Source organism: Planococcus sp. YIM B11945 (assembly GCF_050864155.1).
Lineage (GTDB): Bacteria > Bacillota > Bacilli > Bacillales_A > Planococcaceae > Planococcus.
In genome coordinates this window covers 125224-136915 of record NZ_JBOZWR010000002.1, presented here as the reverse complement: position 1 = coordinate 136915, position 11692 = coordinate 125224, and the positions used below count along the sequence as shown (strand labels likewise).

Genomic DNA, 11692 nt, shown 5'->3' with positions numbered 1-11692 from the left:
GGAGTCATTTACAAATGCCAAAATTTTCGTCATAATGAAATTAATAGTTTGGAATAGAGGAGAAGTCGAATATGGCAAATCAAAATTACAGAGAATCCATCGAAAAAGATCGACAAGAAATTGCCGTTCCTGGCAGTGAGTCTCTTTCAAGAAGAACACAGCGCAAAGGGGCAACCCATAAACCTAAAAAGAAGAAAAATGTGTTGTTGCCTTCATTGTTTTTCATTTTCATTTTATTGCCTGTGATGGTTCTTGTGTACGTAGCCTTTTTCTTCGAACCTGATGATACTTTGACAACTAATGCCGTAGAAAACGAAGTAAGCTTTGAAACGAATCCACAGCCTGAAAGTCCACTTGTTCCAGTAGATACGGAAGAGCAAGAAAAAAAGGAAGCTGAAAAAGCAGCAGCCAAAAAAGTTGCAGCTGAAAAAGCTGAGGCGGATAAAGCGAAAGAAGAAGCTGCAAAAGCGAAAGAAGAAGCTGCAAAAGCGAAAGAAGAGCAAGATGCAGCAAAAGTGCAACAAGATCAACAAGCAGCAGCCGAAAAAGCGGCGGCTGAAAAGGCTGCAGCTGAAAAGCAAAAAGCAGCAGCTAAAGCAAAACCAACCGAACCTAAAAAACAGCCTAAAGAAGAAACAAAACCAGAAACTGGAGCACCAGCGCAAAAATCAGTGGTAGTCAAATCAAATGAAACCTTATACCGCATTGCCGTGAATAATTATGGAGCTTCACAAGCTGCTGCCGCTGTAGAAAAAATTAAACAAGCAAACGGTTTAGCTTCCAATGAAATAAGTGTCGGGCAAACATTAATTTTGCCTTAACAAGAAGGATTTTCTATTCATAAAGTCGAATACAGCTAGAGAATCAGAAAAAATAGAGGTGAGCCGATGTTTGTTAAAAGCGCGATGGTCAAAAAAGAAAAATGTTATATTGTCAAAATGGATGATTCGGTACAAGTTGGATTGGATTTGCTCGAAAAACATACGTTAGATGCCTTGCCGGTAGCTGACGGTACTGAATACAAAGGGATTTTCACTTGGTATCACGCATACCGTGCATTTTTCCACTCGGGTAAAAGCAAAGAAGAGTTTGTGAGTTCAACGAAAATAAGCGATGTTGTTGTCAACCAGGATGTCTTTTTGGGCATTAACGACGTTTACGAAAAAGCGCTAGTGGAGTTAAGCGATTTTCCCATCATCGCGGTTGTCGAAGATGGAGAATTTCTAGGAATTGTTACACGCTTTGATGTAGTGAATCAGTTGCAAAGTGCATTCGGTATACATAAACCGGGCTACCGCATTACTTTTACTTCAGTTGAATCCGAAGGGCGCATTGGCCGCCTTGGTGAAATTATCGAAAAATACAAAGAATCGGTTGTATCATTGGTTACTTTTGATGAAACGGATAAGATTGTTCGGCGGATTGTTTTAAAAATCCAGAAAAAAGACAATATCGAGCGTTTTGTAAAAGAGTTGGAGAAATCTGGTTTCCGTGTATTGGATGTTTCCGAAGATTAATAATGAGAGTAAAAGGCATAAGGATCTTTCTTATGCCTTTTATTGATTGAGAGGATTTTTTTATGAAAATGTTGGTGAAGCTAATGGCAGCAGCACTCGCGCTGCTTCTTTTTATGGTGAAAAATGCTTCTGGGCATACGATGAAGCGACAAACGATAAAAATCCAAACCGCCCATCCGTTCGAGCCGTTTGAATTATTGTTTATTGCGGATGTCCATCGAAGAATGATTCCTGAATTCGCCTTGCCTCTAGCCGTGGATGCGGTGCTAATTGGAGGCGATTTTGCAGAAAAAGGCGTGCCGTTTAAGCGGATCGAAGCCAATCTGAAGAACTTGGCAAAAATCGGGCCGGTCTTTTTCGTCTGGGGCAATAACGACCGTGAAGTAAGTGAAAGCAAGCTTCGCAAGCTTTTGGCGAAATATGGCGTGACGGTGCTGGACAATAAAGGCGTACCCTTGTTTGGCAACTCGCATTTGAAGCTGGTGGGAGTCGATTTTTTCCCGACAGAAGAAGTTGACTTTGACAAAGCGTTTAAAAATGTGGGCAAAGAAGATGCGGTCATTTTCGTATCCCATACGCCTTTTGTGTTCAAGCGGGTCAAAAAAGAGTATCGAGCGGATTTTTTGCTAGCCGGGCATACACATGGCGGCCAAATTCGCTTTGGCAGATTCGGGATTTATAAAAAAGGAACACTTATTCGAAAAAATGGAACGCTGCAGCTTGTAACAAATGGCTATGGCACAACCAAAGTGCCGCTGCGCCTCGGAACAAAAGCGGAATTTCATTTGCTTTCCATACGCCCGGATCGCAAAAGATAAGCGTAAGTGTTGCCATGAATACGAAAAATCTTCTATGCTTGTTTTAGTGATTCTTTTTAGGAGCGAGATAAATGGAAAAGGCAGATGTGATTATTATTGGCGGCGGCCCTTGCGGATTATCCGCAGCGATGGAAATTAAAAAAATGGGCCTTTATCCGATTGTTATTGAAAAAGGCAATATTGTAAATGCGATCTACCAATACCCGACGCATCAAACGTTTTTTAGTTCGAGCGATAATTTATCGATAGGCGGCATTCCGTTCATTACTGAAGACCGGAAGCCAAAGCGCAATCAAGCATTGGTCTATTACCGTGAAGTCGTAAAGCGGACAGGGATCGAAGTGCGGTCTTTTGAAACCGTTGAAAAGGTTGAGAAAAAAGAAGTGTTTCGGGTTAAGACATCTAAAACGACTTACGAAGCCAATTATGTGGTAGCGGCAACCGGCTATTACGATCAGCCGAATACGCTTATGGCAGAAGGGGCCGATTTGCCGAAAGTCCGACATTATTTCAAAGAAGGCCATCCGTATTTTGATCAAGATGTGCTAGTCATCGGCGGCAAAAATTCCGCTGTTGATGCGGCTCTTGAATTGCATAAGGCAGGTAGCCGGGTAACGGTTTCCTACCATGGCACAAGTTATTCAAAAAGCATAAAACCGTGGATTCTTCCGGAATTCGAAGGACTGGTGCGTAAAGGGGAAATCACCATGTTGTTCGATTCCATCGTCGATAAAATAACAGACTCCTCGGTGGAATTGACGGTCAACGACACGAAAGAAACCATTCCCAATGATTTTGTTTTTGCGATGATCGGCTACCATCCCGACCATGCTTTTTTAAAGAACATGGGAATCGCCATCGATTCCATTTCTGGCCGTCCAGAGTTTGATGAGGAAACGATGGAAACTGGGGTCGAGGGGCTTTATATCGCTGGCGTCATTGCTGCAGGCAACAACGCCAATGAAATTTTCATCGAGAACGGCAGGTTTCATGGCGAGTTGATCGCAAAAGCGATAGAAGCAAAAGAAAGCACACATTGAGTGTGCTTTTTTTATGAAAAAAATCAGTGATTTATTTTTGTTGGAGTAGTGTAAAATGGAAAAGGAAGAGGTGAAGCAAGTGAAAAAAAGAGTTTCTTTAATTACCACAGGCGGAACGATCGCCAGTAGAGAAATTTCAAAAGGCTTATTGAAATCAGGGGCCATTTCTGGAAAAGAGTTAGCGGCTCTGTGCCAATTGCCGGATGAAATTGAAGTGACCGTAATCGACGTATTTCAATTGCCGAGCATGCATATCGGCTTTGATGAAATGCTGGAATTAAGAAAAGTGATTTTGCAGGAATTAGAAGATGAATCGGTTGATGGCGTTGTAGTAACTCATGGCACGGACACGCTGGAGGAAACGGCTTATTTCCTGGACTTGACGATTGCGGATGAACGCGGTGTCGTCGTTACGGGCTCCCAGCGAGCACCGGAAGAAGTCGGAACAGACGTTTATTCGAATTTGCGCAATTCCATTTATGTTTCTGTTGAAGAAAAATTGAGAGGCGTTGGAACGGTCGTCGTCTTTAATGAACGGATTTATACAGCAAAGTATGTGAAAAAAGTGCATTCTAGCAATCTGCAAGGGTTTGATTCGTTTGGCCATGGCTATTTGGGCATTATCGATAATGACAAAGTCAGCGTTTACCAACGGCCAGTTAATCGAGAAGTGCATGAAGTGACTGCTCGCATGCCGCGCGTCGAAATCGTCAAATGCTATACGGGGCAAGACGGATTTATCATTGAGGCTTTGGCTTCAGGTGATACGAAAGGAATTATTTTGGAAGCAGCGGGAAGAGGGCAAGTTTCTCCACATATGGTTGAGGCAATTGCGGCAGCCGTTAAAAAAGGAATCCATGTTGTGCTAACGACCAGTGCAGAAGAAGGAAATGCCTATCCAAGCTACGGCTATCCTGGCAGTGCGCATGACCTTATGCTTAATGGCGTCTTGCTCGGCAGCGATTACGACAGCAAAAAAGCGCGCATTAAATTGGCGGTTGTCTTATCAGCCGATAAAGAAGTTGACATCAATACATTTGTAAATTAACAAGTCAATGTAGAAGATTACTCTAAAATTTCCCAAATAATCGTGATATAATGGAATTACTTCAAGCAAAGGAGCATGCATATGATTATTTTATTGACAGTTGCTATTGCTCCGAGTTTGGCTTTGTTCAGCTACTTTTATTTAAGGGATCAATTTTCAAAGGAACCTTCTAAATTAATCTTTCACTGTTTTATATACGGAGCGATACTAACGTTTCCTATTTTGTTTATCCAATACGTTTTCGATGCTGAAGGTGTATTTAGCAACGTTTTTTCTCAATCGGTGCTGTTTTCCAGCATTGTTGAAGAATTTTTCAAATGGCTGGTCTTGCTGATTGCCATTTATCGGCATGTGGATTTCGAAGATCCTTTTGATGGAATTCTCTACGGTGCCAGTGTCTCCTTGGGGTTTGCAACAGTTGAAAACATTCTTTACTTGCTGGAATTCGGATTGGAAACGGCTTTTATCCGTGCGTTCTTGCCGGTATCAAGCCATGCGCTTTTTGGAGTGGTAATGGGCTATTATTTTGGCCGGGCGAAATTTTCTTCTGGAACAGGGCGGAAATGGCTCGTGTGGGCGCTGACGACTTCTATGGTCTTGCATATCGCCTACAACTCCTTTTTGTATTTTCGGGCCGACTGGCTCTACGGCATTATTCCTTTCATGCTGTTTCTCTGGTGGTTCGGCTTGAGAAAAGTAAAACAAGCGCATCAATTATCCTTGGCGCATTACCACGATCAATCCACTTTCCATCCGAAGCATTAATCATTTCGAAAAGCCTTGAGCCTAAGGCTTTTTTTAATTGCCTTTTAAAAGGAATTGCGGATAAGTTGTTGCGGCGTTTTAATTATGGAGTAGCGTTTAAGATAGTTGTTTTATAGTATTTAAAAATTGTGGAGTTGTAAACTTCAACGTGTAGGCAGTATTTTTCCTTCAATCCGGTACTCCAAACTGTTAAAGGGCTGGATAGGCGCCTGCGCTTTTCTGATTGTCCAGACACCGGCGCCTAGCTCCTAGAGTCGCGGTCTGTATTGCGTGCAATGGCAAAAAGCGCCATTACACACAATCCCTCCAGTGCTTGTCAGAGCTGGATAGGCGCCTGCGCTTTTCCTGATTGTCCAGACACCGGCGGCCAGATTCTCGGGGCCATAAGCCATCCTGGCTGTGCGGCAAAGAACGCCGCTTCGCCAGTTTGTCTTATGCCCATCGAATCTACATGACCGCCTGAGCTTTTCTGTGATAAAATAACTTGAATACATATGATGAGGTGACTGTTTTGACGAAACCGATACAGATAGCAATTGATGGCCCTGCGGCCGCCGGAAAAAGCACGATAGCGAAAATTGTGGCAGAACAATTGGGCTATGTTTACATCGACACGGGCGCCATGTACCGTGCGATTACGTTAAAAGCATTAAACGAAGAAATTAATATGGCAAGCAATGAACAGGCGGGAGCGCTTCTAATGGATACAGAAATCGATCTTCAGCCTTCTGATAACGGCCAACTGGTCTTTTTAGATAAGAAAAATGTGACGGAAGCGATTCGCTCGCAGCATGTAACTAAAGCAGTTTCGGAAATGGCGGCGCACGCCCAAGTACGAGAGCGCATGGTGGAATTGCAGAAACAGTTTGCCGAAAGCAGAGGCGTGGTTATGGATGGCCGGGATATCGGAACGCACGTCTTGCCGGAGGCTGCCTTGAAAATTTTCATGTCAGCAAGTGTCGAAGAACGCGCGCGCCGCAGATTCGACGACAATGCGAACAGAGGAATCCATGTTCCGATTGAAGAATTGCAAGAAGAAATTGCTTTGCGCGATAAAATGGACAGCGAGCGGGAAGCTTCGCCATTGAGAAAAGCGGATGATGCGATTTTTATCGACACGACAGAATTGACCATCCGGGAAGCAGCCGATGAAATTTTGAAGTTGGCGAAAGAGAGGTTGAGTTAATGTGAATCTTTATACATTTGGAAAAGCGCTTGTAAAAACGGCATTAACTCCTCTTTACCGTTTTGAAGTGATTGGAACGGAACATTTTCCTAAAGAAGGTGGCGTTCTTCTTTGCGCGAACCACATCCATGCACTGGATCCACCAGTGGTTGGCATGACTGCTCCAAGAACGGTGCACTTTATGGCTAAGGAAGAATTGTTCAAAGTGCCCATACTTGGACCGATTTTACCGAAAGTGAATGCTTTTCCGGTAAAACGGGGAATGAGTGACCGTGAAGCGCTTCGAAGCGCCTTAAAAATTCTTAAAGGCGGAGAAGTGATGGGGCTGTTTCCGGAAGGAACTCGTTCTACCGACGGGGTATTGAAAAAAGGACTGAGCGGTGCAGGATTTTTTGCGCTGCGCGGCGAGGCAGATGTTGTGCCGTGTGCCATAATTGGCCCATACAAAACGTTTCGAAAAGTAAAAGTTGTTTACGGTGAACCGATTTCCATGGCGCCTTACCGTGAACGAAAAGCCTCTGCAGATGAAGTGACCGAAGTCATCATGAGCCATATCCAAAACATTCTTGACGAATACAAACAAAATAAGTGATAATTTTTGTTTTTATTAGAGAATTCGCATAAAATAGAAGTGGATAGTTTGTGAAGGAGGGCTACTTATGTCTGAGGAAATGAATATGATGGAAAACAGTGACTTCCAAGTCGGAGATCGCGTAAAAGGTATCGTTGATAAGATCGAAGAAAAAGCAGTAACCGTAACAATAAATGGAGCACCATTTGATGGCATTATTCCGATCAGCGAGTTATCAAGCCTCCATATCGAAAAAGCATCAGACTCGGTGAAAGTCGGAGACGAACTGGATTTAGTTATTACGAAAGTTGAAGAAGAAAACTATGTATTATCCAAACGCAAAGTGGATGCTGAACAAGCTTGGGATGAATTGGAAGGGAAGTTCCAATCCGGTGAAATCATTGAAGCTGAAGTAAAAGATGTGGTAAAAGGCGGATTGGTCGTCGATTTAGGCGTCCGTGGCTTTGTGCCGGCATCTCTTGTTGAAGATTAGATTACTTTGTGGAATCGTTTGAAGATTACAAAGGCAAAACACTCGGATTTAAAATTGTGGAGATGGAAAAAGAAAACAACCGTTTGATTCTCTCGCACCGTGCCGTAGTGGAAAAAGAAAAAGAAACGCAAAAAGTCCATGTAATGGAGACGATTCATGCAGGCGACGTATTAAACGGGAAAGTCCAGCGCATTGCTTCTTTCGGAGCGTTTGTCGATATCGGTGGAGTGGATGGCCTTGTCCACATTTCCCAATTGTCGCATGAACACGTCGACAAAGTGTCAGATGTGGTGACAGAAGGGCAAGAAGTGACAGTGAAAGTCTTGTCAGTCGATCGGGATGCAGAACGCATTTCCTTATCGATAAAAGATACTTTGCCGGGTCCATGGGATGCAATTGAAGACAAAGCGCCAAAAGGTTCAGTGCATGCGGGGACTGTTAAACGCCTCGTTACGTACGGAGCATTCGTTGAAGTTTTGCCAGGAGTGGAAGGCCTCGTGCACATTTCACAAATCGCCCATAAGCACATCGCGAATCCTCACGAAGTGCTGACTGAGGGCCAGGAAGTGCAAGTAAAAGTAATTGATGTCAACAAAGAAGACAAGCGCCTGTCCCTCAGCATTAAAGAGCTTCAGGAAAAAGAAGCCGAGCCGGATTACTCTGATTACGAAGCGCCTGAAGAATCATCTGGATTCTCTATCCGAGACGTGATCGGCGACAAATTAAAAGGATTTAAATCCGAATAAATGTCCAGGGCTGAACGGAAGATGGACCATATTCATTATGCATTATCCACCAATTCGGAAATGGGCACATTGTTTGATGACATTCGTTTTGTCCATCAAGCGCTTTCAGGAATTGGCGTAACTGATATCCGTCTAAATCCGGAAACAGGTGATTTGAATTTAAAATCACCTGTTTTTATTAATGCAATGACAGGCGGAGGCGGCTTGGAGACGGAAAAACTAAATAGCCTTTTAGCAAGGGCAGCGAAAGAAACGGGAATTGCGATGGCAGTCGGCTCCCAAATGGCCGCCTTGAAAGATCCCGTGGAACGCAGGTCGTACGAAGTCGTCCGAAAAGAAAATCCTGAGGGCATTTTATTTGCCAACCTGGGAAGCGAAGCGACCATTCAGCAAGCCAAAGATGCCGTGGAAATGATTCGAGCGAATGCGCTGCAAATTCATTTGAATACCGTCCAGGAGTTGACGATGCCCGAAGGCGACCGCGATTTCTCCGGTGCAATTGAACGCATCGAGGCAATTGCTGATCGTCTCGCGGTGCCGGTGATTGTTAAAGAAACCGGTTTCGGCATCTCTCGGGAAACGGCTGCTAAGCTTGCTGCTGCAAATATTGCTGCGATTGATGTCAGCGGCTACGGCGGCACTAACTTTGCGGCTATTGAGAATGAACGGCGCAAGCGAAAGCTTACGTATTTTCAGGATTGGGGAATTCCGACGGCTGCTGCGATTGTTGAAGTCAAAAGCGTCTTTAATAAAACGGTTTTGGCGTCCGGCGGAATACGCGATGCCAAAGATATCGTAAAAGCTTTTTTGCTTGGGGCAAACGCGGTTGGATTGGCCGGCTCATTTTTGAAAATTGCGATGGAAAAAGGGGAAGCCGAGCTGATTTCAGAAATCCACGCTTTGCATGAAGATGTGGGCATGATGATGACGGCACTCGGCGCCAAAAACTTGCCGGATCTGGTGAATTGCCCGGCCATTATTTCGGGAGATTTGTTCCATTATTTGACGGTTCGCGGCTATGATCCGGCTTCTTTTGCAATCCGTTCGAAAAACTGAATATTGCACCTTTATGGGCGATGGACATTTTGACGATGCCATCGCCTTTTTCGTGTATAATAGCAATATATGAAGTGGAAGGATGAATTAATTATGTCAAAACCGGTAGTAGCAATCGTTGGCCGGCCGAACGTAGGGAAGTCCACGATTTTTAATCGCGTGGTCGGGGAACGGGTTTCCATCGTGGAAGATATTCCAGGAGTTACTCGTGACCGTATCTACAGTTCAGCGGATTGGCTGACACACGAATTTAATATTATAGACACAGGCGGCATCGATCTGCGGGACGAGCCGTTTTTAGAACAAATCCGCCAGCAGGCTGAAATTGCCATGGACGAGGCGGATGTCATCATTTTCCTAGTCAACGGCCGTGACGGTGTCACCGCTCAAGACGAACAAGTAGCGAAAATTTTATACCGGACCAAAAAACCGGTCATTTTAGCGGTCAATAAAATCGACAACCCGGATATGCGCCACATGATTTACGATTTCTATACGTTGGGCATGGGCGAACCGTTCCCGATTTCAGGATCCCACGGCCTTGGCCTTGGCGATTTGCTGGATGAAGTGGCGAAAAACTTCCCGAAAGACGACGAAGAGGAATACCCGGATGACGTGATCAAGTTCTCATTGATCGGCCGTCCAAACGTAGGGAAATCTTCACTTGTCAATTCATTTTTAGGCGAAGAGCGAGTAATTGTCAGTGAAGTAGCCGGAACCACTCGCGATGCCATCGATACTCAGTACGAATACGAAGAGCAGCCATATGTCATCATTGATACTGCCGGCATGCGCAAAAAAGGGAAAGTGTATGAGTCAACCGAAAAATACAGTGTGCTTCGGGCGCTTCGGGCAATCGAACGTTCGGACGTTGTTTTGGTGGTTTTAAATGCAGAAGAAGGCATTCAAGAGCAGGACAAGAAAATTGCCGGATACGCGCACGAAGCCGGTAAAGCGGTCATCATTCTCGTGAACAAATGGGATGCCATTGAAAAAGATGAAAAAACGATGAACGTCATGACCCGCAAAATTCGTGAACATTTCTTGTTCTTGGATTATGCTCCGATTATGTTTGTTTCTGCGCTAAGCGGGAAACGTGTTCATAGTGTTCTTGAAATAATCAATAAAGTAAATGAAAATCATTCTAGACGCATTCAATCGAGTATTTTGAACGAAGTTATTGAAGATGCGGTAGCAATGAACCCAGCGCCAACTGATAAAGGAAGAAGACTGCGCCTTTATTATGCGACGCAAGTGGCCATTCAACCACCGACATTTGTCGTTTTCGTCAATGAACCGGAACTTATGCACTTTAGCTATGAACGATTTTTACAAAATCGGATACGTGAAAGCTTCGATTTTGAAGGGACTCCGCTCCGACTTATTACAAGAGCCCGTACTTAATAGTGTAAAGGTGGTATAAAATCATGGAAAAAGTTTCGATTTTTGGAGCGGGTAGCTGGGGGACGGCACTAGCATTTGTGTTGGCTCAAAATGGCCATGATTTACTGCTGTGGACGCACAGATCCGAGCAAGCAGAAGAAATCAACGGCCACACAAACCAGAAGTATTTAAAAAATATCCGCTTGCCGGATAATTTGATTGCAACGTCTGATTTGCCGAAAGCGGTCAACCATGCAGATGTGTTTGTTCTGGCTATTCCAACTAAAGGAATACGCGAAGTATGCGAAAAAATTAAAGAAAATCTCACGAAAAAAGTGTTGTTTGTCCACGTTTCCAAAGGAATTGAACCGGATTCCTTAAAGCGGATCAGCGAAATGATCCGCGAGGAAATTCCTGAGCAATGGATTGAAGATGTGGTTGTGTTGTCCGGCCCAAGCCACGCTGAAGAAGTGGTATTGGAGCAGCCAACAACTGTCAGTGCTGCGTGTGAAAACACAAGATCGGCTGAACATGTCCAAGATTTATTTATGAATCAGTATTTCCGGGTTTATACGAATACCGATGTCATCGGCGTTGAACTGGGAGGTGCATTGAAAAACATCATTGCGCTCGCAGTCGGCATCACCCATGGCCTTGGATATGGAGATAATGCCAAAGCCGCCTTAATGACGCGCGGATTAGCTGAAATCGCCCGCCTCGGAGTGAAAATGGGGGCGTCTCCTTTAACGTTCTCCGGGCTTACCGGGGTCGGTGATTTGATTGTAACGTGCACGAGCGTGCATTCACGCAACTGGCGTGCAGGAAATCTCTTGGGGCAAGGAAAATCGATCGAAGAAGTGCTTGAAGAAATGGGCATGGTCGTTGAAGGCATCCGTACAACAAAAGCAGCTCATCAATTAGCCGAAGCTTACGACGTGCCGATGCCGATTACGGCTGCATTGCATTCGGTTTTATTCGATGGCGTCACTACTGAAGAAGCGGTAAATAACCTAATGGGCCGCAACAAGAAAAACGAGCTTGAAGATTTGATTAACTTGCTATAATTGTC

At 44.4% G+C, this 11692-nt stretch carries 11 protein-coding genes and 1 pseudogene; all 12 read left to right on the top strand.

Features of this window, described 5'->3' with window-relative positions; all coding sequences use genetic code 11:
• The first annotated feature begins 71 nt into the window (after positions 1 to 71).
• The 12 genes and pseudogenes from ACRRQV_RS04290 (at position 72) to ACRRQV_RS04235 (ending at position 11687) form a co-directional block, all read left to right on the top strand.
• Positions 72 to 821 carry a LysM peptidoglycan-binding domain-containing protein gene (locus tag ACRRQV_RS04290; protein ID WP_432528025.1) on the top strand — a complete coding sequence of 250 codons (750 nt, stop codon included), beginning with the start codon at positions 72 to 74 and terminating at the stop codon, positions 819 to 821.
• Between the two features lie 66 nt (positions 822 to 887).
• Positions 888 to 1517, top strand: coding sequence for a CBS domain-containing protein (locus tag ACRRQV_RS04285; RefSeq protein WP_432528023.1), 630 nt, complete (start codon positions 888 to 890; stop codon positions 1515 to 1517).
• Between the two features lie 62 nt (positions 1518 to 1579).
• On the top strand, positions 1580 to 2335 hold the full coding sequence (locus ACRRQV_RS04280) for a metallophosphoesterase (RefSeq protein WP_432528021.1): 756 nt from the start codon (positions 1580 to 1582) through the stop codon (positions 2333 to 2335).
• Between the two features lie 71 nt (positions 2336 to 2406).
• Complete coding sequence (locus tag ACRRQV_RS04275; RefSeq protein WP_432528019.1) at positions 2407 to 3375, top strand: YpdA family putative bacillithiol disulfide reductase; 969 nt, start codon at positions 2407 to 2409, stop codon at positions 3373 to 3375.
• 79 nt (positions 3376 to 3454) lie between these two features.
• The gene (locus tag ACRRQV_RS04270) at positions 3455 to 4423 is read left to right on the top strand and encodes an asparaginase (RefSeq protein WP_432528183.1); all 969 of its coding nucleotides are present in this window, start codon (positions 3455 to 3457) and stop codon (positions 4421 to 4423) included.
• 81 nt (positions 4424 to 4504) lie between these two features.
• Entirely contained in the window at positions 4505 to 5188 is a 684-nt protein-coding gene (prsW, locus tag ACRRQV_RS04265) for a glutamic-type intramembrane protease PrsW (RefSeq protein ID WP_432528017.1), read from the top strand.
• Between the two features lie 511 nt (positions 5189 to 5699).
• Positions 5700 to 6374: a (d)CMP kinase gene (gene cmk, locus ACRRQV_RS04260; protein ID WP_432528015.1), complete on the top strand. Its 675-nt coding sequence runs from the start codon at positions 5700 to 5702 to the stop codon at positions 6372 to 6374.
• Position 6375: 1 nt separating this feature from the next.
• On the top strand, positions 6376 to 6966 hold the full coding sequence (locus tag ACRRQV_RS04255) for a lysophospholipid acyltransferase family protein (protein WP_432528013.1): 591 nt from the start codon (positions 6376 to 6378) through the stop codon (positions 6964 to 6966).
• Between the two features lie 67 nt (positions 6967 to 7033).
• Positions 7034 to 8184: pseudogene (gene rpsA, locus ACRRQV_RS04250) on the top strand (30S ribosomal protein S1).
• A gap of 21 nt (positions 8185 to 8205) precedes the next feature.
• The gene (fni, locus tag ACRRQV_RS04245) at positions 8206 to 9240 is read left to right on the top strand and encodes a type 2 isopentenyl-diphosphate Delta-isomerase (RefSeq protein ID WP_432528011.1); all 1035 of its coding nucleotides are present in this window, start codon (positions 8206 to 8208) and stop codon (positions 9238 to 9240) included.
• Positions 9241 to 9333: 93 nt separating this feature from the next.
• Positions 9334 to 10644 carry a ribosome biogenesis GTPase Der gene (gene der / locus ACRRQV_RS04240; protein WP_432528009.1) on the top strand — a complete coding sequence of 437 codons (1311 nt, stop codon included), beginning with the start codon at positions 9334 to 9336 and terminating at the stop codon, positions 10642 to 10644.
• Positions 10645 to 10667: 23 nt separating this feature from the next.
• Positions 10668 to 11687, top strand: a complete 1020-nt coding sequence (locus ACRRQV_RS04235; RefSeq protein WP_432528007.1) for an NAD(P)H-dependent glycerol-3-phosphate dehydrogenase — start codon at positions 10668 to 10670, stop codon at positions 11685 to 11687.
• Positions 11688 to 11692: the final 5 nt, after the last annotated feature.

Bases quoted from the DNA above. Each gene is read 5' to 3' on its own strand.
- ACRRQV_RS04290 (WP_432528025.1), top strand. From the start codon at position 72: ATGGCAAATCAAAATTACAGAGAATCCATCGAAAAAGATCGACAAGAA.
- ACRRQV_RS04285 (WP_432528023.1), top strand. From the start codon at position 888: ATGTTTGTTAAAAGCGCGATGGTCAAAAAAGAAAAATGTTATATTGTC.
- ACRRQV_RS04280 (WP_432528021.1), top strand. From the start codon at position 1,580: ATGAAAATGTTGGTGAAGCTAATGGCAGCAGCACTCGCGCTGCTTCTT.
- ACRRQV_RS04275 (WP_432528019.1), top strand. From the start codon at position 2,407: ATGGAAAAGGCAGATGTGATTATTATTGGCGGCGGCCCTTGCGGATTA.
- prsW (WP_432528017.1), top strand. From the start codon at position 4,505: ATGATTATTTTATTGACAGTTGCTATTGCTCCGAGTTTGGCTTTGTTC.
- fni (WP_432528011.1), top strand. From the start codon at position 8,206: ATGGACCATATTCATTATGCATTATCCACCAATTCGGAAATGGGCACA.
- der (WP_432528009.1), top strand. From the start codon at position 9,334: ATGTCAAAACCGGTAGTAGCAATCGTTGGCCGGCCGAACGTAGGGAAG.
- ACRRQV_RS04235 (WP_432528007.1), top strand. From the start codon at position 10,668: ATGGAAAAAGTTTCGATTTTTGGAGCGGGTAGCTGGGGGACGGCACTA.